The organism is Mycobacterium sp. TH-M106 (genome assembly GCF_057473765.1).
The window spans coordinates 1-26445 of sequence record NZ_JBYCLE010000201.1; the positions used below are offsets into that span (position 1 = coordinate 1).

At 67.4% G+C, this 26445-nt stretch carries 28 protein-coding genes, 1 tRNA gene and 3 pseudogenes; 13 read left to right on the forward strand and 19 right to left on the reverse strand.

Annotation, left to right across the window (positions count from 1 at the left end; genetic code table 11):
* On the forward strand, positions 1–1295 hold a 1295-nt coding region (gene glpK / locus AC2VOP_RS06905; RefSeq protein ID WP_486960270.1), incomplete at its 5' end, for a glycerol kinase GlpK.
* A 32-nt stretch (positions 1296–1327) separates the two neighbouring features.
* The gene (locus AC2VOP_RS06910; RefSeq protein WP_486960271.1) at positions 1328–2029 is read left to right on the forward strand and encodes an HNH endonuclease family protein; all 702 of its coding nucleotides are present in this window, start codon (positions 1328–1330) and stop codon (positions 2027–2029) included.
* Positions 2030–2038: 9 nt separating this feature from the next.
* On the opposite strand, the gene AC2VOP_RS06915 is transcribed toward AC2VOP_RS06910, so the two are convergent.
* Positions 2039–2767, reverse strand: a complete 729-nt coding sequence (locus AC2VOP_RS06915) for a PadR family transcriptional regulator (RefSeq protein ID WP_486960272.1) — start codon at positions 2765–2767, stop codon at positions 2039–2041.
* Positions 2768–2854: 87 nt separating this feature from the next.
* The gene (locus AC2VOP_RS06920; protein WP_486960273.1) at positions 2855–3694 is read right to left on the reverse strand and encodes an RDD family protein; all 840 of its coding nucleotides are present in this window, start codon (positions 3692–3694) and stop codon (positions 2855–2857) included.
* A gap of 33 nt (positions 3695–3727) precedes the next feature.
* Between AC2VOP_RS06920 and AC2VOP_RS06925 the strand changes: the two genes are divergently transcribed.
* Positions 3728–4720 carry a stage II sporulation protein M gene (locus AC2VOP_RS06925; RefSeq protein WP_486960274.1) on the forward strand — a complete coding sequence of 331 codons (993 nt, stop codon included), beginning with the start codon at positions 3728–3730 and terminating at the stop codon, positions 4718–4720.
* Positions 4721–4864: 144 nt separating this feature from the next.
* Here the strand turns inward: AC2VOP_RS06925 and AC2VOP_RS06930 are convergent, their stop codons facing one another.
* Genes AC2VOP_RS06930 through AC2VOP_RS06950 form a run of 5 tightly spaced genes read right to left on the reverse strand, consistent with a single transcriptional unit; the run spans position 4865 to position 10249 of the window.
* On the reverse strand, positions 4865–6187 hold the full coding sequence (locus tag AC2VOP_RS06930; protein ID WP_486960275.1) for a DUF58 domain-containing protein: 1323 nt from the start codon (positions 6185–6187) through the stop codon (positions 4865–4867).
* Between the two features lie 17 nt (positions 6188–6204).
* Positions 6205–7182, reverse strand: coding sequence for an AAA family ATPase (locus tag AC2VOP_RS06935; protein ID WP_486960296.1), 978 nt, complete (start codon positions 7180–7182; stop codon positions 6205–6207).
* Positions 7176–8345 carry a DUF4350 domain-containing protein gene (locus tag AC2VOP_RS06940; RefSeq protein ID WP_486960276.1) on the reverse strand — a complete coding sequence of 390 codons (1170 nt, stop codon included), beginning with the start codon at positions 8343–8345 and terminating at the stop codon, positions 7176–7178. The genes AC2VOP_RS06935 and AC2VOP_RS06940 overlap by 7 nt, the downstream gene beginning before the upstream one ends.
* Positions 8327–8956, reverse strand: a complete 630-nt coding sequence (locus AC2VOP_RS06945; RefSeq protein ID WP_486960277.1) for a DUF4129 domain-containing protein — start codon at positions 8954–8956, stop codon at positions 8327–8329. Before AC2VOP_RS06945 ends, AC2VOP_RS06940 begins: the two co-directional genes overlap by 19 nt.
* 42 nt (positions 8957–8998) lie before the next feature.
* Positions 8999–10249 carry a hypothetical protein gene (locus AC2VOP_RS06950; RefSeq protein ID WP_486960278.1) on the reverse strand — a complete coding sequence of 417 codons (1251 nt, stop codon included), beginning with the start codon at positions 10247–10249 and terminating at the stop codon, positions 8999–9001.
* A gap of 53 nt (positions 10250–10302) precedes the next feature.
* On the opposite strand from AC2VOP_RS06950, the gene AC2VOP_RS06955 reads away from it, so the two are divergent.
* Positions 10303–10767, forward strand: a complete 465-nt coding sequence (locus AC2VOP_RS06955) for a GatB/YqeY domain-containing protein (RefSeq protein ID WP_486960279.1) — start codon at positions 10303–10305, stop codon at positions 10765–10767.
* Positions 10768–10831: 64 nt separating this feature from the next.
* Here the strand turns inward: AC2VOP_RS06955 and AC2VOP_RS06960 are convergent, their stop codons facing one another.
* Positions 10832–11617: an alpha/beta fold hydrolase gene (locus AC2VOP_RS06960; RefSeq protein WP_486960280.1), complete on the reverse strand. Its 786-nt coding sequence runs from the start codon at positions 11615–11617 to the stop codon at positions 10832–10834.
* Between the two features lie 359 nt (positions 11618–11976).
* Between AC2VOP_RS06960 and AC2VOP_RS06965 the strand changes: the two genes are divergently transcribed.
* The 3 genes and pseudogenes from AC2VOP_RS06965 to AC2VOP_RS06975 form a co-directional block, all read left to right on the forward strand.
* Entirely contained in the window at positions 11977–12723 is a 747-nt protein-coding gene (locus AC2VOP_RS06965) for a HipA domain-containing protein (protein ID WP_486960281.1), read from the forward strand.
* Between the two features lie 28 nt (positions 12724–12751).
* Positions 12752–13474: a hypothetical protein gene (locus AC2VOP_RS06970; RefSeq protein ID WP_486960282.1), complete on the forward strand. Its 723-nt coding sequence runs from the start codon at positions 12752–12754 to the stop codon at positions 13472–13474.
* 186 nt (positions 13475–13660) lie between these two features.
* Positions 13661–13964: pseudogene (locus AC2VOP_RS06975) on the forward strand (zinc ribbon domain-containing protein); the annotation flags it as partial.
* 92 nt (positions 13965–14056) lie between these two features.
* Here the strand turns inward: AC2VOP_RS06975 and AC2VOP_RS06980 are convergent.
* Positions 14057–14440, reverse strand: coding sequence for a type II toxin-antitoxin system VapC family toxin (locus AC2VOP_RS06980; protein WP_486960283.1), 384 nt, complete (start codon positions 14438–14440; stop codon positions 14057–14059).
* Positions 14437–14700 carry a hypothetical protein gene (locus tag AC2VOP_RS06985; RefSeq protein WP_486960284.1) on the reverse strand — a complete coding sequence of 88 codons (264 nt, stop codon included), beginning with the start codon at positions 14698–14700 and terminating at the stop codon, positions 14437–14439. Before AC2VOP_RS06985 ends, AC2VOP_RS06980 begins: the two co-directional genes overlap by 4 nt.
* A 282-nt stretch (positions 14701–14982) precedes the next feature.
* On the opposite strand from AC2VOP_RS06985, the gene AC2VOP_RS06990 reads away from it, so the two are divergent.
* Positions 14983–15420 carry a GNAT family N-acetyltransferase gene (locus tag AC2VOP_RS06990; protein WP_486960285.1) on the forward strand — a complete coding sequence of 146 codons (438 nt, stop codon included), beginning with the start codon at positions 14983–14985 and terminating at the stop codon, positions 15418–15420.
* Here the strand turns inward: AC2VOP_RS06990 and AC2VOP_RS06995 are convergent.
* Entirely contained in the window at positions 15380–16168 is a 789-nt protein-coding gene (locus AC2VOP_RS06995) for a CTP synthase C-terminal region-related (seleno)protein (protein WP_486960286.1), read from the reverse strand. The genes AC2VOP_RS06990 and AC2VOP_RS06995 overlap by 41 nt on opposite strands.
* A gap of 53 nt (positions 16169–16221) precedes the next feature.
* Positions 16222–16463, reverse strand: a pseudogene (locus AC2VOP_RS07000) (nuclear transport factor 2 family protein).
* A 196-nt stretch (positions 16464–16659) separates the two neighbouring features.
* Between AC2VOP_RS07000 and AC2VOP_RS07005 the strand changes: the two are divergent.
* Positions 16660–16767 (forward strand): annotated as a pseudogene (locus AC2VOP_RS07005) (hypothetical protein); the annotation flags it as partial.
* Positions 16768–16880: 113 nt separating this feature from the next.
* Here AC2VOP_RS07005 and AC2VOP_RS07010 read toward each other — a convergent pair.
* The 4 genes from AC2VOP_RS07010 to ponA2 all read right to left on the reverse strand — a co-directional run bounded on the left by AC2VOP_RS07010 (position 16881) and on the right by ponA2 (position 21855).
* Positions 16881–16954 (reverse strand) — tRNA-Pro (locus tag AC2VOP_RS07010).
* A 354-nt stretch (positions 16955–17308) separates the two neighbouring features.
* A complete protein-coding gene (gene cds1, locus AC2VOP_RS07015; RefSeq protein ID WP_486960287.1) occupies positions 17309–18424 on the reverse strand; it encodes an L-cysteine desulfhydrase Cds1 in 1116 nt (371 codons plus the stop codon).
* Entirely contained in the window at positions 18421–19389 is a 969-nt protein-coding gene (locus tag AC2VOP_RS07020; protein ID WP_486960288.1) for a metallophosphoesterase, read from the reverse strand. The genes cds1 and AC2VOP_RS07020 overlap by 4 nt, the downstream gene beginning before the upstream one ends.
* A 30-nt stretch (positions 19390–19419) precedes the next feature.
* Positions 19420–21855 carry a transglycosylase/D,D-transpeptidase PonA2 gene (gene ponA2, locus AC2VOP_RS07025; RefSeq protein ID WP_486960289.1) on the reverse strand — a complete coding sequence of 812 codons (2436 nt, stop codon included), beginning with the start codon at positions 21853–21855 and terminating at the stop codon, positions 19420–19422.
* Between the two features lie 289 nt (positions 21856–22144).
* Here ponA2 and AC2VOP_RS07030 point away from each other — a divergent pair, with 289 nt between their 5' ends.
* Complete coding sequence (locus AC2VOP_RS07030) at positions 22145–22507, forward strand: WhiB family transcriptional regulator (protein ID WP_486960290.1); 363 nt, start codon at positions 22145–22147, stop codon at positions 22505–22507.
* A gap of 7 nt (positions 22508–22514) precedes the next feature.
* On the opposite strand, the gene bagB is transcribed toward AC2VOP_RS07030, so the two are convergent.
* Both bagB and bagA read right to left on the reverse strand, forming a co-directional pair.
* On the reverse strand, positions 22515–23750 hold the full coding sequence (bagB, locus tag AC2VOP_RS07035) for an ATPase BagB (protein ID WP_486960291.1): 1236 nt from the start codon (positions 23748–23750) through the stop codon (positions 22515–22517).
* A complete protein-coding gene (gene bagA / locus AC2VOP_RS07040; RefSeq protein ID WP_486960292.1) occupies positions 23747–24760 on the reverse strand; it encodes an ATPase BagA in 1014 nt (337 codons plus the stop codon). The genes bagB and bagA overlap by 4 nt, the downstream gene beginning before the upstream one ends.
* A gap of 46 nt (positions 24761–24806) precedes the next feature.
* Here bagA and sp36 point away from each other — a divergent pair, with 46 nt between their 5' ends.
* Genes sp36 through AC2VOP_RS07055 form a run of 3 tightly spaced genes read left to right on the forward strand, consistent with a single transcriptional unit; the run spans position 24807 to position 26223 of the window.
* Entirely contained in the window at positions 24807–24968 is a 162-nt protein-coding gene (gene sp36, locus AC2VOP_RS07045; protein WP_486960293.1) for a Sp36 family protein, read from the forward strand.
* Positions 24965–25441, forward strand: a complete 477-nt coding sequence (locus AC2VOP_RS07050; RefSeq protein ID WP_486960294.1) for a RidA family protein — start codon at positions 24965–24967, stop codon at positions 25439–25441. The genes sp36 and AC2VOP_RS07050 overlap by 4 nt, the downstream gene beginning before the upstream one ends.
* 14 nt (positions 25442–25455) lie before the next feature.
* Positions 25456–26223 (forward strand): MBL fold metallo-hydrolase, encoded by a 768-nt coding sequence (locus AC2VOP_RS07055; protein ID WP_486960295.1) that lies wholly within the window; start codon positions 25456–25458, stop codon positions 26221–26223.
* Between the two features lie 64 nt (positions 26224–26287).
* Here AC2VOP_RS07055 and AC2VOP_RS07060 read toward each other — a convergent pair.
* Positions 26288–26445, reverse strand: a 158-nt coding sequence (locus AC2VOP_RS07060) for a helix-turn-helix domain-containing protein (protein ID WP_486952783.1), incomplete at its 5' end; no start/stop codon positions are given.

Below are 26445 nucleotides of genomic sequence, written 5' to 3' on the forward strand. Positions count from 1 at the left end.
CGCTGGGCATCGCCAACCAGCGGGAAACCACGCTGGTATGGAACAAGCAGACCGGCCGCCCGTACTACAACGCGATCGTCTGGCAAGACACCCGCACCGACCGCATCGCGGCGGCGCTCGACCGCGACGGCCGCGGCGACATGATCCGGCTCAAGGCGGGACTGCCGCCGGCCACCTATTTCTCCGGCGGCAAGCTGCAGTGGATTCTGGAGAACGTCGACGGCGTACGCGAAGACGCCGAACGTGGCGACGCCCTGTTCGGCACCTGCGACACCTGGATGTTGTGGAACCTGACCGGCGGCCCCCGTGGGGGAGTCCACCTGACCGATGTCACCAACGCCAGCCGCACCATGCTGATGAACTTGGAGACGCTGGACTGGGACGACGAACTGCTGTCACTGTTTTCGGTGCCGCGGGAGATGCTGCCGCGGATCGCGGCGTCGTCGTCGCGCAAACCGCACGGCATCACCGCCAGCACCGGACCGGCGCGGGGTGAGGTGCCGGTCACCGGCATCCTGGGCGATCAACAGGCGGCGATGGTCGGCCAGGTGTGCCTGGCCGCCGGCGAGGCCAAAAACACCTACGGCACCGGAAACTTCTTGCTGCTCAACACCGGTGAGAAGATCGTACGTTCAGCACACGGTCTGCTGACTACGGTCTGCTATCGGTTCGGGGACGCCGCGCCGGTGTATGCGCTCGAGGGGTCGATCGCGGTCACCGGTGCGGCCGTGCAGTGGCTGCGCGACCAGTTGGGCATCATCGGCGACGCCGCGCAGAGCGAAGCGCTGGCCCGCTCTGTCGCCGACAACGGCGGGATGTACTTCGTGCCAGCGTTCTCCGGCCTGTTCGCCCCCTACTGGCGCTCCGACGCCCGCGGCGCGATCGTCGGCCTGTCGCGGTTCAACACCGGCGCACACCTCGCGCGAGCGACACTGGAGTCCATCTGCTACCAAAGCCGCGACGTCGTTGCGGCGATGGAAGCTGATTCCGGTGTGCGCCTTGAGGTTTTGAAGGTCGATGGCGGGATCACCGCCAACGATCTATGCATGCAGATCCAGGCCGACACCCTGGGTGTAGACGTGGTCAGGCCGGTGGTCACCGAGACCACCGCCGCGGGCGCGGCCTACGCCGCCGGGCTGGCAGTCGGGTTCTGGAAGGACCCGAGCGAGCTGCGGGCCAACTGGCGCGAGGACCAGCGATGGACGCCCACCTGGAACGACGAACAGCGGGCGGCGGGCTACGCTGGCTGGCAAAAAGCCGTGCAGCGCACCCTGGACTGGGTTGACGTGTCTTGAAGCGCCGGCGATGGGCGGCTAAGGCGGCCGTCGTGGTGCTCGCGGTCGGCATGGCCGCCGCGGGGATCTGGTTATACGGCCATGTATGGCACGCCTGGCGATCGTCGGGCCCGTCACCGACCTGGACCCCGGTGCCACCGGGGTCGAGTGCGCCACCGCTGAACCCGGGTTACGACACCGCCCGCCGGCTCCTGGAAGCACTGCCCATCAAGGGCTGGGACCGGGCACAGGATTTCAAACGCTACCGGTTCGGCGAGCGGTGGAGCGACGACGTCGACGTCGAGTTCGGCCACAACGACTGCAACACCCGCGACGACATCCTGCGCCGTGACCTCACCGACGTGACACTGCGGCGGGGAACCTGCCTGGTACAGCACGGGGTCTTGCACGACCCGTACACCGCGCAGATCATCGACTTCGTTCGCGGACCCGATACTTCCGAGGCAGTGCAGATCGACCACGTGGTGTCGCTGGCCGACGCGTGGTACAAGGGCGCCCGGGCCTGGGACGACGCTCGGCGCCGCAACTTCGCCAACGACCCTCGCAACCTGCTGGCCGTCGACGCGCAGGCCAACTTCGACAAGGCCTTCCGGGATGCCGCAGCGTGGCTGCCACCAAACGTCAGCTATCGGTGCGAGTTCGTCGCCCGCCAGGTCGCCGTCAAGACCGACTATCAGCTATGGGTGTCGGCCAACGAGAAGGATGCGATGCGCCGGGTGCTGCAAGGCTGCTGACGTTGCTGGTCATTCGGTTTCGCCCAGGATGTTGTAAACCTCGCGGCGGGCGGTATTGACGATGTCGACGATGCGCTGTTGCTGGTCGGCGCTGGCGACGTCTGCGGCTTGCGCCACCGCGCCGAACAGTTGACCTATCGCTGTGCGGAGAGTGACCTGACCGGGGTCGACGTCTTCGGCGATCGCCTGCCATGGCGGGGTCTCGATCTCCTCGGCAGCGGCGCGACCATCATCGGTCAGTTCGAAAAGTCGCTTGCTGCCTTGAGTTTCATTGCCGGCGATCAGGCCCTCGTCGACCAGGAGCTGCAGGGTCGGGTAGACAGACCCGGGACTGGGCCGCCACAGGCCCTGACTGCGGTCGGCAATCTGCTGGATCATCTCGTAACCGTGCATCGGCTGCTCGGCCAGCAGGGCCAGGATGGCGGCCCGCACGTCACCGCGCCGGCCGCGATGATGCCGACGGGTTCTGCGCCGTCCACCGCGCGATTCCGGGCCGAACCCGAAACCCGGGCCGAAGCTCCGCCCGAAACCGGGCCCGAACCCGGGCCCGAACCCGAACGGGCCAGGTCCACCGGGTCCATTGTCGTGGCCGCGTAAGTCTTCCAGTAACTCTCGCTTGGCCTGGCGCTTCGCCTGGTGCAGGCTACGCCGGTCGCCCGGGGCGAACCCGAAACCGAATCCGCCGGGGCGAGCGCCACCGGCGACATGCGCGCTGAAGGGAGGAAAAGGGGTAGTCATGAGGTTGTCTCGTTTCTGGAGGGAAAACACCCGATGTGTTTTCGATACGTCGACGATATATCGCGAACTGTCGAGATGCAAGTGCCGTCACCGTGGCGGGGGGAAACCGCCGGTGCCCGGGGTGGGCCGCGGGTATGGCGGCTGTGGTGGCCAGGGAGTCGGCGCGAACGGTGCTTGTGGGCCTAGTCGGGTCCCCAGCCGGGCCAGTTCGCGCCGGTGCCGCTCGGCCAGCACCGCCGCCAGCACCAACTGCGGTGGCGTACCCGGTGGCGGCGGTGGCGAGATCTGAGTCAGCATGTCGCCGACGATGCGGTACGCCATGGCATCGCGCGCACGCGGATCGAGTTGCGTCACCCGGAAGAGGAATTGGCGTGCCAGCTCGGCCGTCTCGGGCCGCAGCGCCGACAACTGCAGCGACTGCGCCCACCACGCGAGCATCGGCGGCATCATCGGCGGCGGGGGCGAGGCCGGGCCGCGTTCACTGATCACCACCGTGCCGGCAAAGACGTCGCCGAGCCGCTTCCCGCGCGGTGACAGCAAGCTGCAGATCACCGCCGGGCTGCCCGCCAGCGCCCAGATCTCCACCACCGATGCCAGCGCGCGAAACAGCGCCTGCCGGAAGCGTTCTGGGCCACCGTCATCGGAGACTACCCGCAGACCCATCACGATCTTGCCCAACGACCGGCCCCGGGTGGTGGTTTCGAAAATGACCGGATAGCCGACCTGCAATCCCACCGCGAAGATCACCAGAATCGCCGCGGCCAGTGCCTCGTCGAGCTGCATCAGAGTGAACGCCCACAGCATCAGGGCCAGCACATAGCCCAGGAAGATCACCGTCACATCGATCAGCGCGCTGACCGCCCGCACCGGCAACTGGGCGATCTGGACGTCCAGCACGACGGCGTCGCCGGTCACCACGCTCGGCATACCGCAAACGCTACCGCCGCTAGGCTGCACCGGGTGGACGTCGACGCGTTCGTGCTGGCCCACCGTGCTGCCTGGGACCGGCTCGAGTGGCTGGTCAGAAGGCGCCGACGGCTGACCGGCGCGCAAATCGACGAACTCGTCGAGCTCTACCAACGAGTCTCCACCCACCTGTCGATGCTGCGTTCGGCATCGTCGGATTCGGCGCTGGTCGGCCGGCTCTCGACGCTGGTCGCGCGGGCGCGCGCTGCGGTTGTCGGCGCACACGCCCCGCTGAGCAGTGAGTTCACCAGGTTCTGGACGGTGTCGTTTCCGGTGGTGGCCTACCGGTCCTGGCGCTGGTGGTTGGCCACGGCGGTGGTGTTCTTCGCGGTCGTCGCGGTGATTGCGTTCTGGGTGGCCAACAACCCGCAGGTGCAGTCCACCATCGCCACGCCGACCGAGATCGACCAGATGGTCAACCACGACTACCAGGCCTATTACCGCGATCACCCCGCCGGTGCGTTCGCACTGCAGGTTGCGGTGAACAACTCTTGGGTGGCTGCCCGCTGCATCGCCTTCGCCATCCTGCTCGGCGTTCCGATCCCGTATCTGCTGTTCGTCAACGCCGCTAACGTCGGGGTGGCGCTGGGCTTGATGTTCGACGCCGGCAAGGGCGGATTCATGCTCGGCCTGCTGCTGCCGCACGGGCTGCTGGAGCTGACGGCGGTCTTGTTGGCCGGCGCCGTCGGCATGCGGCTGGGCTGGACGGTGATCTCGCCGGGCGACCGGCCGCGCAGTCAGGTGCTGGCCGAGCAGGGCCGTGCCGTCGTCTCGGTCGCGGTGGGGCTGGTGGCGGTGCTGGGAGTATCGGGGCTGATCGAAGCGCTGGTGACCCCGTCGCCGCTGCCGACCTGGCTGCGGATGGGCATCGGGGTGGTGGCCGAGGCGCTGTTTTTGGCCTACATCGTTCACTTCGGCCGCAAAGCCGCCGCAGCCGGAGAATCCGGTGACGCCGCCGAGGTGCCGGACGTCGTCCCTACCGGCTGAATTCCCCCGCCGAGCATGCACAGAATCGCACTCCGCGGGCCTTGCGAGTGCGAGTTTGCGCATGCTCGCGGCGGCGGGTGACATCACGTCACATGCTCGCGGCGGGTGACATCACGTCACATGCTCGCGGCGGGTGACATCACGTCACAGCCGCCCGGCGGCCTTCATAGCCAGGTAACGGTCGGCCAGCGCAGGTCCCAGCTGCTCGGGTGCGGCATCGACGACCTCCACACCACCGCGACGCAGCCGCGACGCGACTGCACGCCGGTCGTTGCGGGCACGTTCGGCAGCCGCTGCGTCGTACACCGCTGCCGCGTCGGATCGCCCCTGCGCCAATCGATCCACCCGGGGATCGGCGACGGCGGCCACGATGACCTGGTGGCCGGCGGTCAGGCGGGGCAACACCGGCAGCAGCCCCTCGTCCAGTGCCGAAGCGTTGAGATCGGTCAGCAACATGACCAGTGCACGCCGCCGTACCCGCCGGCTGATGGTGGCAACCAAAGCGGGCGCGTCGGATTCAACCAGTGCCGGCCGCAGCGGGGCCATCGCGTCGACCAGTTGGGCCAGCAGGCGGGTACGCGGGGCGCCGAACACACCGACGCGGGTCACCCGGTCGTGGGCCAACAGGTCGACGTGGTCGCCGGCGCGCGATGCCAACGCGGCCAGTAGCAGCGCGGCGTCCATCGACCAGTCCAGCCGCGGCCACCCGCTCGGGTCGCCGCCGGTCGGGTCGACACCGACCCGACCGGCCGCTGTGCGCCCGGTGTCGAGCACGATGACCACCCGACGGTCACGTTCGGGCCGCCAGGTCCGCACCACGACGTCGCCGCGACGGGCGGTGGCCCGCCAGTCGATCGAGCGGACGTCGTCACCGTCGACATATTCGCGCAGCGAGTCGAATTCGGTTCCCTGCCCCCGAACCATCACCGGCAGACTGCCGTCGATTTCGCGCAGCTTGGCCAGCCGCGACGGCAGGTGTTTGCGCGACAGGAACGGCGGCAGGATCCGTAACCGTCCGGGCACCGGCGTCGACCGCTGCCGTCCCGCCAACCCCAGCGGGCCGATCGAGCGCACGGTGACGGCGGCGGCGTGCTGATCGCCGCGACGGACCGGATGCAGTTCGGTGACCAGCTGCCGCATCTGGCCAGCAGCGGCGTCGAGCGGGTGAATGCGCGGCTCAGCGCACGCGCTGGGCGCCCAGGCGTCGCGCACTTGTCCGCGCAGCCGGCGCCGGCCGTCGTTGGCGATCAGCAACGCGGTCTGCACCGATGAGCCGAGCCGAGCCGAGGCCTGCCCCGACCGGGTAAAACGCAACGCCGTCGGGCTGGCCGCCAATCCGATGTCGGTGGCCACCGCGGCAGCCAGGACCGCCGCCAAAACGGCGAACGCTGTTGCGGGCCAAGGCGACAACGTGACGGGCAGTGCACAGATCAGCGCGATCAGCGCGGTGCGGCCGGTCAGGATCACTGCGGTGCCTATAGCGGCTATCGCGGCACGGCAACCGACGCCAGGATGCCGTCGAGAACGCCGTCGGGTGTCGCGCCTTCGAGTTCGGCCTCCGGGCGCAGCGCGATCCGGTGCCGCAGCGTCGGGCGGGCCATGGCCTTGACGTCATCGGGGGTGACGTAGTTGCGCCCGCACAGCCACGCCCACGACCGTGCGGTGGCCAACAACGCCGTCGCCCCGCGCGGTGAGACTCCGAGTTGCAGAGCGGGCGAGTGCCGGGTCGCCGCTGCGACGTCGACGATGTAGCCCAGCACCTCGTCGGCGACCAACACCCGGCGCACCGCATCGCGACCGGCAGCCAGATCGGCCGGCCCGGCCACCGGATTGACCGCCGACAAGTCGCGGGGGTCGAACCCATGCGCATGCCTGCTCAGAATGGTGATCTCGGCATCCCGTGGCGGCAGGGGCACACTCAGCTTCAGCAGGAACCGGTCGAGTTGAGCTTCCGGCAACTGGTAGGTGCCTTCGTATTCGACCGGGTTCTGGGTGGCGGCCACGATGAACGGCTCTGGCAGCGGCCGGGGTTCGCCGTCCACGCTGACCTGTCTTTCTTCCATCGCCTCCAGCAGGGCGGCCTGTGTTTTGGGCGGGGTGCGGTTGATCTCGTCGGCGAGCATCAGGTTGGTGAACACCGGCCCCGGCCGGAACACGAACGCCGCGGTGCGGGCGTCGTAGACCAGGGAACCGGTGACGTCACCCGGCATCAGGTCCGGGGTGAACTGCACGCGTTTGAATTCCAGCCGCAACGCGGCGGCCAGGGTTCGCACCAAAAGTGTTTTCGCCACCCCGGGAACACCTTCGAGCAGTACGTGGCCGCGGCACAGCAGCGCGATCACCAATCCGCTGACCGCGGCATCCTGGCCGACGACCACCTTGGCGATCTCGGTGCGCAACGCCACCAGCGCGTTACGCGCCGGGCTTTGTGCGGCCGGGGTCGGGGAAATCTGTGTCACGATCGGCTGACCTGCCTTTCGATGTCGTCGAGTGCGCGGGCAAGGTGGAGTAGGCCGGTGTCGGAGCTCGGGGGTGGACCGAACAGCAAGTGCTGCAACGATTCCGGATGCATACCGCTGCGTTGAGCGGTTGCCGCCACCACCGCCGATGCCGGTGCGGCCCCAGCGTGCATACCCAGCCCGAGCCGGGGCGACAGCCGCTGCAGCGCCGCGATTCGCAGCGCCTGTGCGGCACAGTCCCGTGCCCGCCGTGACCGGTACAGCCGACCACGGCCCTCGACGGTCTCCGATGCACGCACCACGACCGGCAGCTGCTCGGCCACCGGCGGGCCCAGCCGCCGGCCCTTCCACAGCGCGGCCACTGCCACCACCAGGCACAGCTGCCCGACCAGCCAGCTCACATTCTTCGGGATCAGATCGAAAATCGTTGCCGTACCTGAGGATCTGTCTTCAGACCACTGCGGCGCATACCAGACCAGACGATGCCGGCTACCGGCAAGGTTCATCGCCAGCGCAGCATTGCCCTGCAGGAGCAAGCCGGAGTTCGTCATGAAAAAGGCACCGCCGACCACGGTGATGGTGCGCTCGCCGGTGCGGTAGCGGACCAGCGTGCCGTCGTAGCAGCTGATTATCGGCTGGTCACTGGCCGTGACGTAGGTCTCGGTGGCCCGCAGGTCCGCCGACCCGGCCCGATCCGCTTCGCGCAGATCGCATTCCGGTGGACGGGCGAATACCGCGACCCGGTCCAACGCGGTGCGGATCCCCGGCGCGAGAGCCTTGCGGGCGCGTGGGGTGGGTTGCACCAGCAGCAGATCACCGGGGAGGTGGGCCAGCCGGTGCAGGTCTTTGCCGCCGATTCGTGCGGTCTCGGCCACCAGCAGCAGTGCATCGGGCCGTGCGACGCGTTCGGCGTCGGCGACGGTGTCGGCGACGACGACGTCGACACCCCGGTCGCGCAGCAGCATCACCAGCGCGTGGGCTCCGGCGGGCCCGGTGGCAGCCGGGTCCATCTCACCGCCGGCCCGTGGGGTGGTCAGGTAGGCGCTGAGCGTTGCCACCGCGACGATCACGACCAGGCCCAGCGCCACCCACCGCCACGAACGCCACCGGCGCGCCCCGCGGGGTCGTGCCTGGGTTCCCACGGCCCTCACCGGAGCTGCCGCCATGACTCTACGGTCCGCGCCGAATGCGCGGCCTTCTGCAGCTGCTCGTCCAATTCGGCGACGACCCGGTAGCAAGCCGCGGTGGCAGGCCGCTCTCCATAGCTGATGTCGTTGAAAATCTTTGCAGCTCTCGCTAATTCACCTGTTAACTCGGGTAGGGCGGTACCGGCGTCACGCGCCAGTTCGTTAGCGGTACGCCCTATCGCGGGATTGAGCACACCGGCCTGTTCGAGTTCACGGCCGACGGCGCGCAGCCGGTGACGGACCGCGGCGGCCCAATTGCCGGACGCCGCATAACGTTCCGCGGTGGCGCGGTGCTCGGCCGCGCTGAGTTCGGCCACGCCGAACAACGGCTGCTCGCCGCGATTGGTGCGCAGGGTGCGTGAAGCGACGCGGATCGCGGCCAGCGCCGCGACCACGACCACGATGAGCAGCACGCTGATGGTGAACCACCCGCCCGGCACCGTCGCACCCTTGCCGACCAGTTGGCGCAGCAGCATGTCGACGAGGTCGATGAGCTGCTGCTTCGGCGACTGTTTGGGGTAGATCGGTTTGGCCAGTTCGCGTTGGGCTGCCTCACGCGCAGCGTCGCGGTCAATGTCGACGGCGGGCAACGTCAGTTGTCCTCATAGATCGTCACAGATCCTCACAGATCCTCACCGCGGCGGTCGGGTCAGCCACAGGCTGTCAGTGGACCCAGTCGCCGGCAGCGTGCCGGCGGTGTGGGTCACCCCGGCCCGCAGCACCAGGTCAAATGCCTCGGCGCGGATGCGGCGGTCGGTATAAAGCAGCACCACCACACCGGCGGTGAACGGCAGCACGACGATCTGGCCCATCGCGGTCCCCAGCCCGGAGAGCACCCCCGGCAGTGACACGGTCGTCAACGACTCGGCAGCGCCACCCAGCGCCATCCCGGCCAGGTTGAACGGCAACGCCACCGCGCTGGTGACCAGGTAGGTGATGAGACCGGTCAGCAGCAGGATGCCCAGCACCCGCCAGAAGCTGTTGCGGATGAGGGCGAATGACCTGCCGATCGCTGTGAACACCGGCAGCCGCTCCAGAACGATGACAGTGGGGGCGAAACTCGCCATCACGTACAGATAGCCGAGCAGGCCGGTCAGCGCCAGGATCAGCGGCATGGCGATGACGGTGGCAGCGCCGTTCGCTATCGCCACGGCAAGCAGGAGCACCAGCACGCCGGTCACCACCGCCGCGGCCAGCGCCAGCAGCGCCGCCAACCCGATCAGCGCCGCGAACCGCCCACGCACCAGGGCCCAGGCCTCGTCGACGGTGATCGATGAACCGAAAACCGCGCGTCCGACGACAACGGTCAGCATGCCGACCAGCACGATGATCGCCAGCGAGGTCATCGCGGCGCCGACCGTCAGCGACATGCCCCACGCGACCACATCGCGCCCGGACAGTTGATAAGTCGACGATTCGGCGGCCAGTTGGCTGACCACGGCCAGCGGGCCAGCTTGGGTGGCCAGGGTGACGAGCCAGGTGATCAGCACGACAATGGCGGTCAGCCCCAGCACGACTCTGGGGTTGGCGCGAATGTAGCCGACCGCGCCGTTGTAGATGTCGCTCAAGCCCAGCGGCCGCAGCGGAATCACGCCGGGTTTCATCTCCGCAGGTGCGCGGGCGGGTGTGCCATACCCGGGGGGCGGCGGGTAGCCGGGTGGATAGCCCGGTGGATAGCCAGGCGGGTAGCCAGGCGGGTAGCCGGGCTGCGGGTAGCCGGGCTGCGGGTAGCCGGGCTGCGGGTAGCCGGGCTGCCCCGGATAGCCGGGTGGGCCGTAGCCAGGTGGGTAGCCGGACGGGCCGTAGCCAGGCGGGTAGCCGGACGGGCCGTAGCCGGGCTGCGGAGAGCCCGGCCCCGGGTAGTTGGGCGGCGGCGAGCTCACCGGACCGGACCGCCGGTATTTTCGACCATGGGCCGAGCGTAGCGTTATCCGGCATGGCAGAACTCAAATCCCGGTTGCGGGCCGACCTGACCGACGCGATGAAGGCGCGGGACAAGATGCGCACCGCGACGTTGCGGATGTTGCTGGCCGCGGTCCAGACCGAAGAGGTCGCCGGCAAACAAGCGCGTGAGCTCTCCGATGACGAGGTGCTCAAGGTGCTGGCCAGGGAGGCGCGCAAACGCGCGGAGGCGGCAGAGATCTACACCGAGAACGGCCGCGGGGTGCTCGCCGCCGAGGAGCACGCCGAGGCGCGAATCATCGACGAGTACCTGCCGGCGCCGCTCACCGAGAGTGAATTGGCGGATGTCGTCGACACCGCGTTGGCGCAGGTGGCCGAGGACCTCGGGGAACGGCCCGGTAAGAAACAGATGGGCCTGGTCATGAAAGTGGCGACCTCGATCGCCGCCGGCAAGGCTGACGGCGCGCGACTCGCAGCCGCGGTCAAGGATCGCTTGTAGTCGACCATCGAGCGTCGCCGTGACGTACACGCCGGCAGGCGCTGTTGCGATGGCGTCCAGGCGGTCAGCCAAGCGTCGCGAGGAACCGCTCGACGTCGATCGCGCAACGGTCCGGTGTTTCCATGAACGGCACATGGCCGATGTCGAAATAGACCTGCAGGCCGCAGCGCGGAATCGCCCGCCAGGTCGCCAGGTGGTTTCGCAGCGGCATGTGCCGGTCACGGTCACCGCAGATCAGGATCGTCGGTTCCGTGACGGCGGCGAGCTGGGGTTGGCAGGTGAACGCACGCATCGACCGGGCCGCACCCTCGATGTGTTCTGGTGACGCCCGCTCGATCACCGCCAGCAACGCCCGGAAGTCGGCTTCGGGCAATGGCCGGCGGAACGCTTTTCGGGCCAACGCTTCCCGTTGGTCGCGGGTCGGATGCGCGAGTGCCGTGAAGCTGGCCTCGTCGGGGAGGAAGTCCAGACCGGTCGTCGATGCGGGGGCAACCAGCACCATCCCGGCGAACCGACCTGGGTGGGCAAGCGTCGCACTCAGGGCGACGGCGCCGCCGAGGCTGTGACCGACGACGACAGGTCGATCGAGATCGAGGGCGTCGCACAGCGCGACGAGGTCGGCGCCGTACTCGTCGATGGTGCATCGCTGCCAGGCGTCGGCGTGTCCGCTCGCACCGCAGCCCAACAGGTCAAACGACGTGAATCGGTAACGGTTTTCGTCGAGGCGCTCCAGCAGCGGAGACCAGGCGGTGTGGTCATTCTGAAAACCGTGCACAAACACCAGGTCGCGACTGCCCAATCCGGACTGCCAGACGGCCAGTTCCGCGCCCCGAATCACGTGCGGTTGCATGCCTGGACTGTATGCGGCGAATCTGCGGTGAGGTCATCGAGCCTGTGGCGGGGGCTGCGACACGTCGCACCGCAGGTTCGATGTGGCACCGAGAGAGACCAGCGCGGCGCACAGTCGGGGTGGCGGGATTTTCATGTGGGCGCGCCAGGCGCCGCCAGCACGTTTGTGTGGCGCAGATGCCTCGGCACAATGAACTGGTGCCCGATTTCTGGCCGGTCGTCGCTGTCGACGATTGGTCTGTCGCCGGACTGGAGACCCAGGGGCAGCACCCGCACGATTGGCTAAAGCATCCTTCACAGAGGCGCACATGGCTCTTCAAACCGGCGCGGTCTGAGCGTGATCGCTCTCTCGGCGAAGACGTGGTGGAGAAGCTCGCCAGCGAGTTGGCGCGGCTCGTCGGGATACCCGCGGCGCCGGTCCAGCTGGGGGTGCGTGGTGGGGTGCGTGGTGCTCTGGTCGAGGACGTGCGCTTGCCGAACTGGGAACTGCAAGCGGGGCAAGCATTGATGCCCGAGGTTGTGCCCAACTACGACCCAGACGATTCGGGGCTGCGTGGGCACAACGTTGGGACGATCCAGCAGGCGCTCACGCGGTTTGCGATACCTCCCGGCTCAGCGCTCCCGCCCACGTTCCGCGCCTTCGATGCTTTCGCTGGCTACCTCGTGTTCGACGCGTTGATCTCTCACAGTGACCGTCACGACCGTAACTGGGCCGTGCTCGTTCGACCGCCGGAGACAGATGAGGCTGATGCGCTGTGCCCATCGTTCGACCACGCGGCCAGCCTCGGTTTCACACTGACCGACGGAACCCGCGCTCAGCATTTGCACGACGGGACCGTTCCGCGTTGGGCGAGCCGCGGAAAGGCGTACAGGTTCGAGCATCGTCCGGGCACCCGCTGGCAGACCCTGGTCGAGCTGGCTCACTCCGCAACAACGCTCTGCGAGTCGACGACCCGAAAGCACTGGCGCGAGCGCATCATGGCGGTGGACAAGGATTCGGTGGCGAGCGTGGTCGCCGCCGCACCCGACATGCCTGAGATCGCGCGCCGCTTCACCGTCGCGCTGATCATGGTCAACCGAGGGAGATTGCTTGATGTCCTCAGCTGAGGTGCTCTCACCGCCGACGAGCCGTGCTGTGCGACGCTTCGCGGTTGCCTGGCGCAACCGGCAGCTTCGCGCCATTACACCGGTAGGGGTACTGGACTATCGGGAAACCGGCTACCGATTCCAGTACCTGGAAGGCCTGGGGGGGTCTGTTAAGGGATTCCGCCCCTTCATCGGATTCCCGGACCTCAATCGCGTTTATGAATCGGCCCGGCTGTGGCCGTTCTTCGACCTACGCGTGATGGACCGCAAGCGACCGGACTATCGCCAATACGTGCGCTGGCTCGGGCTCACAGTCGAGGCATCCCGGCTCGACATACTCAGCCGCAGCGGCGGAGAGCGAAAGGGCGACAGCGTGTTGCTCGCCGAGTCACCCGCAGTCGCCGACAACGGTGAAACTGAGGCGATCTTCCTGGTTCGCGGGGTTAGTTATGCAGTACGCCAGCACGGCACGGAAGCTGTGGCGAAATCGCTGCAAGCCGGCAACCGTCTCACTCTCGTCAACGACTCCACAAACGAGGCGAATCCGCGAGCCTTGCTTCTCGAAGCATCTGGAGGTGCTCCCGTGGGTTGGGTACCGGACCTCCTCGTCGACTACGCCCACGACGTGCGTTCGGGCGGTGGCTTCGTAGAGTTGCTGCAGAACAACGGCCCCATGGCGCCTTGGCACGCGCGTCTCCTGGTTCAACTGTCGGGTCGAGTAGCTCCGGGGACGGCGATGTTCACCGGCGGCGTGTGGCCGGCGCTCGAATGAGCGCACCCCTTACACTGAGCGAAGTGCACTCTGATGCGGCCGGCGAAACAAACGGCTTCGGGACCAGCGTTGGAGATGACCTGCGGGTCTGTGCTCTAGTCGAATGGCCCCGGCCTCGCACCTTGCTTGAGGCCGGGGTCTAACGAGTCGAGGCGGCATTGACGGCGCTGTGGTAGACGATAGCGGGGTACGCCGGGCCGGCACCTGTCCTACAAGACAAGCTGGTACGAGTCGCAGCTCATGGTCGCTGACCGCTGGTTCCCGTCGTCGAAAACCTACCACGCTCGCGGGCATGTGCAAGACATCGGCTGGGACGAACACTGGCAATGCGACGGTTGTTCAGTCACCCACCAACGTGACGACAACGCCGCGATCAACCTCGCACGCTACTCGGACACCCATGAGCGTCATCGGCCCAGTTGGAGCCGCCGTCAAGCGGCGGTCGGCCCGCTCCGGAGGCAACCGTCGGGGACCCGTCGGACACCCATGAGCGTCATCGGCCCAGTTGGAGCCGCCGTCAAGCGGCGGTCGGCCCGCTCCGGAGGCAACCGTCGGGGACCCGGCGCTGCACTCGATGCGAAGTCAGGTTTTGACCGCCACGCCCCGTCTTTGGGCCGCGGCAGCCAGGGCATCGTCGAAGGTTGCCAGGCTCGCCTGATGGTGAATCGCGACATCCAAGACGCAGCAGTCGGGAAGTTTCAGCCCACTACTCGCGCGCAGTTCGGCAAGACGCAATGGCTCGCCGTCATCGTGCGGCGCGACCGCGATACCGGCGGCACACAGATCGTCGCGCATCGACGCCCCCTGCCCTATACGAACCCCGCCGACAAGGACCTCCGCCAGCGTGATGGTATGGACGAGCATCTGTCCGGGTCTGCCGGCGAGCAAGATCGCGGTGGCCGCTTCGTGATGCGGATCGGCGGAATTCAAATGCGCGATCAAGACATTCGCGTCCATCGCAATCATGTGGGCCAGTCCGCACGCAGCTCGGCCAGATAGTGAGGCCCGAACGCCTCCGCGTAGCGGCCACTGCTTGCCAATACAGCGGCACGGTGAGCTTCGTCGTTGGCACGCTCAGCGCGTTCGAGGATGCCAGCGCCAGCCTCCACCAGGCGCAGCAGCAACTTCGAACGTGACTCACCAGGCCATCGTTTCGCGGCCCGGTCCAACGCGCGGGCCACCTCCGGTGTCTCGGTCACCTGGTAGCGGGGGCGGGTGGTCGGCATCAGAGAAGTGTACCACCTTTAGGCAGGTGGTACACCGATCGCGTTGACGGTGTTCGCTAATCGGCGGAGAGCATCGGCCAATTGGTACCGTTGTCGATGTACGGATTCGGCGCGTTCGGCGGCAACTGGGACGGGATGATCTCCGATCTGTTGCTCGTTCCCGGTAGCTGCACCCGGATCACCCGATACCGTCGGCTATCGAACGGTGATGCGTGTGACGACGATGGGGCATCCTGCGGACCAAAATTCTTTGCAGACCTGGGATTTCCGAGGTGGAGATTGTTGACGAACACGCAGGGTATCGACTTTTCCACTGATGGGGTGCGTGTGGATCGCGACTGGCTCTGGGACGAGCTGATCGATCATGCTTACTGGGCGAAGTACCGCAGCCGGGAGATGTTCGAGCAACAGCTCGATAGCGCTTGGCGGGTTGTCGGCGCGTACCGCGTCACCGACGGTCAGATGGTGGGTTTCTGCCGCGCGTTCTCCGACGGAGTGGCTATGGCCTACCTGGCTGATGTGTACGTTTCTCCCCAGGAGCGTGGTCGGGGAGTCGGGCAGGGTTTGTTGCGGGTGATGATCGACGAAGGCTCCGGGCGCGGCTTCCGGTGGATGTTGCACACCGTCGACGCGCAGGGTTTGTACGAGAAGTTCGGCTTCTCCGCACCTGACGCGACGTTCATGGAGCGGGGCTGTCGCCTGCCTCATGTTCGACCATAATTTCGTCCGCCGGCTGATGCCATGCCGAATCTCGGTGCTGCCGACCCCGGTTCGTGACTCCGGCAGACAGTAGAGCGGTGATCAGCGGGTGGGGCTCTTCGGCGGTTGAGCGGTTCTGCGGCACGAACAGGGTCGCCACGTAGAAGGGGTGTTCGGGCAGTTCGAAGATTCGCGGTTCGTCATCGTCGGCTATCCCAGTGATGCGAAGACCACCATGTTCGACTGCCTGCCGGTAGGTGGGGTTCAGTCCGAAGTTGCAGTAGTAGTGCTCGGTTGTTCTGCTGGCTCCGTAGGATCGCGCAACCAACGATTCAGGTTTCAGGTTGACGGACATGGTTTTCCCGGCCAGCGAGCACGCCAACTCCGAGATGAACAACCGTGAGCTGTACGGGTCGTATTCAGCGTGCTGGGCATCTTCGAACCCGAGAACATGGCGGGCGTATTCGACGATGATGTGCTGGCAGCCTCCGCACGTGCCCAGGGTCGGCACGCCGTTTTCTCGGCCGAATCGCAGTGCGGCGATAGCACCGACCATGCTGCGGTACGGGCTTCCAGGCGCGCACCACAGCACATCGGCGGTCTTAGCTGGGCCGAGGTCGGCTTCCAGCGCTTCGGTGGCCAGCCAGCGTAGGGAGACTTCCAGGCCAAGTGCCTTGGCGGAGTAGCCTATTGCCGCGTTGGTCGCGACGTGTGGGGCGTACGAATCGTCGAAGTCACCGATGACGGCGACGTTTAACTGATCCGACATCTGCCACCCACTTCGTTGCCGTCCGGGTGCGGCCTTCCCGGTTTCACCGAATCCTATCCGGTGACGAGGTAGGTTCCGTGGCCTTCGATGACCCGGCCGTCGTCGCCGAACCGCAGGACCTCGTTGACCAGGCCATCATTTTGGTTGCGGTACAAGATGACGAGCGTGTCGATGCCCTGGCCACCGGCGAGGTGAACACCACGTCGTCGTGGAAATGCTGGAGAACCACTTCCACGTCGTGGGCGTTCCACGCCTGCACCCACTGTTGGCTGGAAGCGATGGGATCAACGTTCACCCCCCAGACGGTAACGGCAGCACAGACATTGGTCGGCCGATTGTGGCGCTGCCGCACGGTTGTTTAGAGACGTACAGGCGAAGTGCACGTCGCCGTTTATTGAGTGGCGCGGATCCCGCACTGCCTCGCATACTGAGCAGCATGGCGTTTGGCGACTACCAGGCGGCCACCTACTCGTACGGCCCTGACCGGTGTGATGCCAACGCTGCCAAAAACCTTCACCGCCCTGGAAGCGAAGGCGGCTGCGGTGCTGCCCCCGCAGCTTTGGTCCTATATCACCAGCGGAGCCGGTGATGAACACACCCAACAGGCCAATGTCACCGCCTTCGAGCGGTGGGGTCTGATTCGTCGGATGCTCGCCGGCAGGCTACCGCTCGTGATGCGTACCCTCGAACGTGTTCGAAACGTTTATCTCTGTCGGGGTGGCGGGATTCGAACCCACGACCTCTTCGTCCCGAACGAAGCACGCTACCAAGCTGCGCCACACCCCGCGTGAAGCCACGACAGCGTATCGCACCGGCGCCGAAACCGGCCAAATGCGCCGAACGTCCAGACCCGACGGCGGCGACCCACTGCAACCGGCTTCGCTGAGATTGCCATCGCCGTCGACTCCCGATGACGCAGGTCACGCAGTCGCCAGACAATGAGATCGCCCACACCGCGGCGTGGACGGCTGCAAACCGCGACCACATTAGGCAGACTGGCTAATAACGTTCCGCCTAACATTGCCGCCGCCAAGGGAGCCAGATCATGACGCTATTGGGCGCCGCCTTGTACTGCGGCTTCTTCGGCGTTGCCGCGTTGTGGCTGCTGGCCACCGCCCCGGACGCCGCCACCGACCAGGCTCAGTCCCAGCGGCAGGAACGTTCGAATTCCGCCAGCGCCGCGGTGGGCCCCGCAGGGTCGAGCCCCTGCTGTGCCACCCAGTCGTCGCAGAAGTAGGTGTCGGTGTAGCGGTCACCGCTGTCGGCGAGCAGCGTGACCACCGACCCGCTGCACCCATCGGCGACCATCTCGGCGAGCAGCCCGAAAGCTCCCCACACGTTGGTGCCGGTCGACGCGCCCACCCGCCGGCCCAACACCGCACTGACGTGGCGGGTGGCCGCGATCGACGCGGCATCGGGTACCGAAACCATCCGGTCGACCACGTCCGGCAGAAACGACGGCTCCACCCGCGGCCGGCCGATGCCCTCGATGCGTGACGACCCGGCGACGACGGTGTCGTAGCGGCACTGCGCGTAGGCCGGGAAGAACGCCGAGTTCTCCGGGTCGACGACGCACAGCCGGGTGGCGTGCCGGCGGTAGCGGATGTAGCGGCCGATCGTCGCGCTGGTGCCACCGGTGCCGGCCCCGACCACGATCCACTCGGGAACCGGATGGGCCTCGTCGCGGAGCTGCTCGTAGATCGACTCGGCGATGTTGTTGTTGCCGCGCCAGTCGGTGGCCCGTTCGGCGTTGGTGAACTGGTCCAGGTAGTGCCCGCCGGTCTCGGCGGCGATCCGCTCCGCCTCGGCGTAGACGTCGCCGGCATGCTGCACGAAATGGCAGCGTCCGCCCTGCGCCTCGATCAGCGCCACTTTGGACGCGCTGGTCGAGCTGGGCATCACCGCGACGAACGGCAGGCCCAGCAGCGCCGCGAAGTACGCCTCGGACACCGCGGTGGACCCCGACGACGCTTCGACCACGGTGGTGTCCTCGTCGATCCACCCGTTGCACAGCCCGTAGAGAAAAAGCGAGCGGGCCAGGCGGTGCTTGAGACTGCCGGTGATGTGGGTGGTCTCGTCTTTGAGGTACAGGGCCACATCCACATCCGAACCCCACGCCGACGGCAGCGGGTAGCGCAGCAGGTGGGTGTCGGCGCTGCGCCGGGCGTCGGCCTCGATCAGCCGGATCGCGTTGTCGGTCCAGCGCCGCGGGCGGCCGTGGGTCGCGGTCCGGGTCGGCCGGGTCGGATGACTCAACGCGCTGCAATGCCGACCTGCGACCGCTGCAGGGCGCCCCGACCGTCGTGGCCACCGGTCGGAGCCGCGACCAGGGTCAGCAGGGTGGCCTCCGGGCGGCAGCAGAGCCGCGCCGGCGCGAACGGCGAGGTGCCGATCCCCGCGGAGACGTGCAACCACATATGTGCACCCCACCGCGACGCGCCCTTGACCCGGGCGCGGTCCAGACCGCAGTTGGTACCCACCAGCGGACCGTAGAACGGCAGGCACACCTGGCCGCCGTGAGTGTGACCGGCCATCACCAACTGATAACCGTCGGCGGCGAAGCGGTCCAGCACCCGCGGCTCGGGAGAGTGGGTGAGCCCCAGCCGCAGGTCGGCGGCCGGGCTGGCTAGGCCGGCGATCGCCTCGTAGCGATCCCGGCCGATGTGTGGGTCGTCGACGCCGGCCGCGGCGATCCGCAAGCCGGCCACCTCGACCTCGCGGCAGTTGTGGGTGAGGTCCAGCCAGCCCCGCTCGCTGAACGCCGCCCGCAGATCCTGCCAGGGCAGCGGCGCACCGTAGACGCGGTGCGTCGGCTTGGTCACGTAGTGCGCCGGGTTCTTCAACCGCGGGCCGAAGTAGTCGTTACTGCCGAAGACGAAGACCCCCGGCACCGACAACAAATCGCCCAGCGACTGCACGACCGCCGGCACCGCTCTCGGGTGCGCCAGGTTGTCACCGGTGTTGACGACCAGGTCAGGTTCCCAGCGCGCCAATCTCCGCAGCCAGGCCTGCTTGTAGCGCTGCTGGGGCCGCATGTGGATGTCGCTGATGTGCAGCACCCGCAGCGGTGACGATCCCGGGGTAAGAACCGGCATCGTCACCTCGCGCACCAGGAAAGCGTTGCGCTCGATGATCGAGGCATACCCGACCGCGAGCACGGCCGGTCCCAGCGCTGCGAGGGCGGACTTCGTCAGGGCGGATGGTAGGGATGGTGCTGCCATGCTGGCAGCCTACTGCCCGCCGGGCCGCGGCTATGGCGGTGGCGGTGGTGCCGGCGGAGGCAGCACCGGAATCGTGATCGGCGGCAGGCCCGGTATCTCGACCACCGTCCAACCCAGCTGCTCCGGGGGCGGCACCCCCTCGGGCGGCGGCGGCGGCGGTGGCGGAATCCCGTTGCTGATCTGGATGGTGACGATGGAGCCCGGGATGGTCTGACCGGCCGGCGACGTGCCGACCACCGCGCCGTTACGGGCTGTGCTGTTGATTGCGCTGGGCTGATCGGCGACCTGAAAGCCGGCTTCGATCAGCCGTTGGCGGGCCGCGTCGACGTCCAAGCCGGAGACGCTGGGCACCCGCGAGTTGGGGCCGCCGTCGACATAGCGTGGATCGGTCGGCGGCAGGGCCACCGGCCCGAAGCTCTCGGCGATCGGCTTCAGCGCGGTGAACCAGGTGCGGGCTGGTTCGTTGCCGCCGAACAGATCGCCGTCACCGCAGTGGCGCAACGGGAAGGAGCACAGGTCTGACGGTGAGCTGGAATCGTCGTAGACGTAGTTGGCCGCCGCATACTGGTTGGTGAAACCGACGAAACCCGCCGACCGGTGCGCTTCGGTGGTGCCGGTCTTGCCGGACATCGGCAGGCCCCAACCGGCGGCACCTGCCGCCGGTGAGGCGGTGCCACCGCCCAGCGCGTCCTTGCTCATCGCGTTGGCCAGGGTGTTGGCCAGGCCTTCGGGCACCACCTGATCGCAGGTTTCGGTGGTGACAGCCACCTCGTTGCCATCGCGGTCGAACAGCTTGTCGATCGGGCTGGGGGGGCACCACATCCCCCCCGACGCCAGGGTGGCCGCGACGTTCGACAGCTCCAGTGCGTTCACCTCGATCGGGCCCAGAGTGAAGGATCCGAGGTTCTGCCGTTTGACGAAATCGGCGAGGCTCTCGGTGCTGTCCGGATCGTAGTCGCGGGCGGTTCCGGGATCGGCGTAGGAGCGCAACCCGAGCTTGACCGCCATGTCCACCGTGCGCGGCACGCCGACCTGTGAGATCAACTTCGCGAACGCGGTGTTCGGCGAGGTGGCCAGGGCATCGGTCACATTCATCGGCGACCGGTACGGGGCGACGTTCACCACGCACCAAGTCTCCTTCGGGCAGCCCTTGGCCCCGCCGCTGCCCAGACCTTTGGCGTCGAACCGACCGGGCACCTCGAGTTGCGCGCTGGTGCCCATGCCCAGCTCCAGCGCGGCGGCTGTGGTGAAGATCTTGAAGACGGACCCGGCGCCATCGCCCACCAGGGAGAACGGCTGCGGCCGCATGGTCTCGCCGAGGTCGGTGTCGAGCCCATAGCTGCGGTTGCTGGCCATCGCCAGCACCGGGTGGCTCTGCTTGCCGGGCCTGATCACACTCATCACGCTGGCGACACCCGGCACCGTGGGGCTTGCGAAGCTGTCGATCGCTTGCTTGACCGGGGCCTGTACGTCGGGGTCCAGTGTCGTGCGGATCAGGTAGCCGCCCCGGGCCACCTGCTCTTTGCTGATTCCGGCCCGCGACAGGTATTCCTGCACGTAGTCGCAGAAAAAGGCCCGATCGCCCGCGGCGATGCAGCCGCGTGGCAGCTCGTTGGGTTGGGCCAAGATGCCCAGCGGCTCCGCTTTGGCGGCTCGCAGCGCGTCGGCCTCCTTGGGCAGATTCTCGATCATGGTGTCCAGCACCACGTTGCGCCGGGCCAGCGCGCCCTCCGGGTTGGTGTAGGGATTCAGTGAGCTGGTCGACTGCACCAGACCCGCCAGCAACGCCGCCTGCTGCCAGTTCAGCTCCGATGCATTCACCCCGAAGTAGGTCTGAGCCGCGTCCTGCACGCCGAAAGAGTTGTTGCCGAACGACACCAGGTTCAGGTAGCGGGTCAGTATCTGCGATTTGTTGAACGTCTTGTCCAGGGTGAGCGCCATCCGGATCTCCCGCAGCTTGCGTGCCGGAGTGGTCTCGGTTGCGGCGCGTTTCTCGGCGTCGGTCTGGGCGAGCACCAGCAACTGATAGTTCTTCACGTACTGCTGTTCGAGGGTGGAACCACCACGGGTGTCGATGTCGCCGGACGCGTAGCCGGCCAAGCCCGCCAGCGTGCCCTTCCAGTCCACACCGTTATGCTCAGCAAACCGTTTGTCCTCGATGGAGACGATTGCCAACTTCATCGTGTCGGCAATTTTGTCGCTGGGCACCTCGAACCGTCGTTGCGAGTAGAGCCACGCGATGGTGTTGCCCTTCGCGTCGACCATCGTCGACACTGCGGGCACGGCGCCGTCCACGAGTTGCGCCGAACCGTTGGAGACCACGTCGGAGGCACGGTTGGACATCAACCCCAGCCCGCCGGCTACCGGGAACAGCAGCGCGGCGACCACGACGCTGGCGAGCAGGCAACACCCCGCCAGTTTGGCCACCGTGGCCACCGTGTCAGGGGTCGGGGGACGCTCCGACATGGCTACCACAGTAGCGACGGCGCCCAGCGCGCCGGAAGTCGGCCGGGGGCGCTGTCTGTGCCGGCGCCGAGCACCGGCCCGCCGGTCGCCCAGGGTGTTGTTATGGTCGGATTGCACAACCGTCCCAAAAAAGTCGGTATCAGACTGTTGCGTAAACGTGACCTGACCACCTAAGTTATAGACGCACTGCGACTCAGGTAACACTGACTAAGCAATGTGGCGTGGATCTCAACTGCGATCCACCTCCTACTGAATAGGCGGCTGCTGGTAGCCGGAGGGAGCGATCATCGTGTCGACTACGCGGGCCGGAGTGCGCAGGACCAACACATCGGCAGTGGCCTCCGCCCGCAACATGCTGGGTGGCGTCAACGACGAGGGCCGGATCGGTTGGGTCGCCAAAGCCCTGTGCCGGACCATCGATCCCGACGACCTCTTCGTGCGCGGGGCGGCACAGCGCAAGGCCGCGGTGATCTGTCGGCACTGTCCGGTGATCCTGGAATGTGCCGCCGACGCCCTGGACAACCGCATTGAGTTCGGTGTCTGGGGCGGCATGACCGAGCGGCAACGACGTGCGCTGCTCAAGCAGCATTCCGAGGTGACGTCGTGGGCCGACTACTTCGGTGCGCAGCGCAAGCAACGCGATGTCGGCTAGCTTCTGGCTACCTTCTGGCTAACTGCGTCTCGCCGCCGCGCCGGCCGGTGGCCGTCAACTGATCGGCGATCGCACCGAGCGCTTCCAGGTCGGAAACGTCGAACGGCAGCGACGGCACCCCGACGACAGCGACGTTGGGGTTGGCCCCGGTGAATCGCGACAACAGCCGGGTCTCCCGCTTGGCGATCGCCGCGCGCTCGGCATGGATCCGCAGCACCGCGCTGGTCAGGGCCACGGCACCGTCGGCGTCATCGGCACCGCCGGCAATATCGGCACCGTCGGCACCGTCAGTCGTTGTGCTCCCCAACAGCTGCTCCTGCAACGTCTCCACCCCGTCGATCGCGCGCTCGACCGGCAACGCGCACAACATGGGGTGGGTGCGATTCAGGATCAACCCGGCCAGCGGCATGCGTTCTTCCGACAACCGGTCGACAAAGAACGACGCCTCGCGCAAAGCGTCGGGCTCGGCCGCCGACACCACCACGAACTGAGTTCCCCGCCGCTTGAGTAAGTCATAGGTGCGGTCGGCCTTCTCCCGGAATCCGCCGAACGTGGCATCCAGTGATTGCACGAAAGACGCTGCGTCAGCCAGCATTTGAGAGCCCAACACTGTCGACAGCGCTTTCATTGCGAGCCCGAGCGCCCCGGCGACCAGCCGCCCGATGCCGCGTCCGGGACCCAGCAGCAACCGCCACAGCCGGCTGTCCATGAAGCTGCCCAACCGTTTCGGCGCGTCGAGAAAGTCCAGCGCGTTGCGCGACGGAGGAGTGTCCACCACAACCAGATCCCAGCGGTCCTGGCCGAGCAGCTGACCGAGCTTCTCCATCGCCATGTACTCCTGAGTTCCGGCGAGCGAGGTGGCTACGGTCTGGTAGAACTGGTTGTTCAAAATCGCGTCGGCCCGTTCCGGTCCGGAATAGGCGATCACCATCTCATCGAAGGTGCGGCGCATATCCAGCATCATCGCGTGCAGCTGACCGGGGACTTCCGGTGCCAGCGGCACCCGCTGGGGGGTGTTACCCAGAGCGTTGACCCCCAGCGCCTGTGCCAGGCGTTTGGCCGGGTCGATAGTGAGCACCACCACGGTGCGGCCGTATTCGGCGGCGCGCAGCGCCATCGCCGCGGCGGTGGTGGTTTTGCCGACACCGCCGGCGCCGCAGCACACCACCACTCGGTTGGCGGTGTCGGCCAGGATTACGGCCATGTCCAGCGCCGGTGGTCTGCCAGCCGGGTTGGGACTCATCGAACCCCCTGTTGGGCAAGTGTTTCGGAGAGTTCGTAGAGGCTGCCGAGGTCCACCCCGTCGGCAATCGTCGGCAGCTCCAGCCGCGGTATGTGTAGCCGCGCCAGTTCCTCGGCCGTCTCGGCGCGCGCGGTGATCCGGGTAGCGTGCTCGATGGTCTCGGTCAACAGGCCCGCGAAGTCGGCGTCGGTCAGCTTGATCCCGGCCTTGGCCAGCCCGGCCCGCACCGCATCCGCGTCGACCACCCCCTCGGCGGCCTTCGCCAGCTCGTCGGGTGTCAGATGGGCGGGGATGTTGCGGTTGACGATCACACTGCCGATCGGCAGGTCGAGGCGCCGCAGCTCGTCGATCGCCTCGATGGTCTCCTGGATGGGCAGCGCCTCCAGCAACGTCACCAGGTGGATCGCGGTCTGGTCGGAGTGCAGCAACTTCACCACGCCGTCGGCCTGCGAGTGCACCGGCCCGCCCTTGGCCAGGTCGGAGACCGCCTTGGTGACGTCGAGGAAACGCGCGATGCGCCCGGTTGGGGGTGCGTCGACGACGATCGCGTCGTAGACCGGCAGTTTGTTCTTGTCGACCTGGACCACCGCGTACTTGATCTTGCCGGTGAGGATCACGTCCCGCAGCCCGGGCGCGATGGTGGTCGCGAACTCGACCGCCCCGACGCGCCGCATAGCCCGCCCGGCGATACCGAGGTTGTAGAACAACTCGAGGTACTCCAGGAACGCGCCCTCGAGGTCGATGGCCAGTGCATTGACCTGGCCGCCGCGCTCGGCGGTCGCGATCTTGACCTCCGCATAGGGCAGCGGCGGCACGTCGAAAAGTTGTGCGATTCCTTGGCGCCCTTCCACTTCCACCAGCAGAACCTTGCGGCCGCCGGCGGCCAGGGTCAGGGCCAGCGCGGCCGCGACAGTGGACTTGCCGGTGCCGCCCTTGCCCGTCACGAAATGCAGGCGTGCCTTCGACAGCCGGGAGGGCCAGCCGATAACCTCGCTGGTGGCAGTCACCACTGCATGCTAGCCATGCGATTTCTTGTGCCGGCGATAAGCTCGCTTCATGAGCCAACGAACCGGCTGGGAGTACGCCAGCGTCCCGCTGATCACCCACGCCACCAAGCAGATCCTCGATCAGTGGGGCGATGACGGCTGGGAGCTGGTTTCGGTCCTGCCGGGACCCACCGGTGAGCAGCTCGTCGCATTTCTCAAACGGCCGAAATGAGCGCCGCCTGGCGGGCCCGGCTGGCTGAGCTCGGCGTCGAACTGCCCGAGGTGGTCACACCGCTGGCCTCCTATCTCCCGGCGGTTCGCACCGGCAATCTGGTATTCACGTCCGGGCAGCTGCCGATGCAGGCCGGCAAGCTGCTCCGCACCGGCAAAGTGGGCGTGGGCGCCATGGGTGCCGACGTCACTCCGGAGGACGCCAACGCGCTAGCCCGGACCTGCGCGCTCAACGCGCTGGCCGCGGTCGACGCGCTGGTCGGGATCGACGCGGTGACCCGCGCCGTCAAGGTGGTCGGCTATGTCGCTTCAGCACCGGGTTTCACCGGCCAGCCCGGGGTGGTCAACGGCGCGTCCGACTTGCTCGGCGAGGTGTTCGGCGAGGCTGGCCGGCATGCCCGCGCTGCGGTCGGCGTGGCCGAGCTGCCGCTGGACGCGCCGGTGGAGGTCGAGCTGGTCGTCGAGGTCGGGTAGCGGCTGTGCCGCCTATGCATCCCGCCTACGGTCGGCTGCGACCGGTCACCGAGACCGCGTCGGTGCTGCTGGCTGACAACCCCGGCCTGATGACGCTGGAGGGCACCAACACCTGGGTCTTGCGCGGCCCGGGCAGCGACGAGGTGGTGGTGGTCGATCCCGGCCCCGACGACGACGCGCATATCTCGTTGCTGGCCGGCCTGAGCCGGATCGCCTTGGTGCTGATCAGCCACCGGCACGGCGACCACACAGACGCCATCGACAAACTGGCCGACGCGACCGGTGCGCCGGTGTGGTCGGTGGGCAGCGGCTTCCAGCGCCGGTTCGGCGGCGGCCTCACCGATGGTGACGTGATCGAGGCCGCCGGGCTGCGCATCAAGGTGTTCGCGACACCGGGCCATACCGCCGACTCGGTGTCGTTCGTCTTGAGTGACGCCGTGCTGACAGCCGACACCGTGCTGGGCCGCGGCACAACCGTCATCGACCCCGAAGACGGCGACCTGGCGAACTACCTGGAGTCGTTGCGCCGGCTGCGGGGGCTGGGCGCGCGCACGGTGCTGCCCGGGCACGGGCCGGAGCTGGCCGACCTGGCGATCGCGTGTTCTGGATATCTGGCGCACCGCGAACAGCGGCTGGCCCAGGTCCGCTCCGCGCTGGCCGACCTCGGGGACGACGCCACCGTGCGTCAGGTCGTCGAACACGTCTACACCGACGTCGACGCCAAGCTGTGGGACGTCGCGGAATGGTCGGTACGCGCCCAGCTGGACTATCTGCGGCGTTGAGATTGCACACTGGGCTGTGCCGCCGCCGAAATCACGACCCAGGACGCAATCTCACCGCGGTGAGTCAGCGAGCTCGCCGGGCCAGCCGCTCGGAATCGGAGATCAGCACGCTCTTGCCCTCCAGACGGATCCAGCCGCGGTGGGCGAAATCGGCCAGTGCCTTGTTCACCGTCTCCCGCGACGCCCCGACCAGTTGGGCGATCTCCTCCTGGGTCAGGTCAT

Coding starts and splice junctions, on each gene's coding strand:
- bagB (WP_486960291.1), bottom strand. CDS start 23,750: ATGAGTCCCAACCCGGCTGGCAGACCACCGGCGCTGGACATGGCCGTA.
- AC2VOP_RS07055 (WP_486960295.1), top strand. CDS start 25,456: ATGCATCCCGCCTACGGTCGGCTGCGACCGGTCACCGAGACCGCGTCG.
- AC2VOP_RS06995 (WP_486960286.1), bottom strand. CDS start 16,168: ATGTCGGATCAGTTAAACGTCGCCGTCATCGGTGACTTCGACGATTCG.
- AC2VOP_RS07020 (WP_486960288.1), bottom strand. CDS start 19,389: ATGGCAGCACCATCCCTACCATCCGCCCTGACGAAGTCCGCCCTCGCA.
- AC2VOP_RS06955 (WP_486960279.1), top strand. CDS start 10,303: ATGGCAGAACTCAAATCCCGGTTGCGGGCCGACCTGACCGACGCGATG.
- AC2VOP_RS07050 (WP_486960294.1), top strand. CDS start 24,965: ATGAGCGCCGCCTGGCGGGCCCGGCTGGCTGAGCTCGGCGTCGAACTG.
- AC2VOP_RS06940 (WP_486960276.1), bottom strand. CDS start 8,345: ATGGCGGCAGCTCCGGTGAGGGCCGTGGGAACCCAGGCACGACCCCGC.
- AC2VOP_RS06985 (WP_486960284.1), bottom strand. CDS start 14,700: ATGCCGACCACCCGCCCCCGCTACCAGGTGACCGAGACACCGGAGGTG.
- AC2VOP_RS06920 (WP_486960273.1), bottom strand. CDS start 3,694: ATGCCGAGCGTGGTGACCGGCGACGCCGTCGTGCTGGACGTCCAGATC.
- AC2VOP_RS06915 (WP_486960272.1), bottom strand. CDS start 2,767: ATGACTACCCCTTTTCCTCCCTTCAGCGCGCATGTCGCCGGTGGCGCT.
- AC2VOP_RS06980 (WP_486960283.1), bottom strand. CDS start 14,440: ATGATTGCGATGGACGCGAATGTCTTGATCGCGCATTTGAATTCCGCC.
- ponA2 (WP_486960289.1), bottom strand. CDS start 21,855: ATGTCGGAGCGTCCCCCGACCCCTGACACGGTGGCCACGGTGGCCAAA.
- sp36 (WP_486960293.1), top strand. CDS start 24,807: ATGAGCCAACGAACCGGCTGGGAGTACGCCAGCGTCCCGCTGATCACC.
- AC2VOP_RS06960 (WP_486960280.1), bottom strand. CDS start 11,617: ATGCAACCGCACGTGATTCGGGGCGCGGAACTGGCCGTCTGGCAGTCC.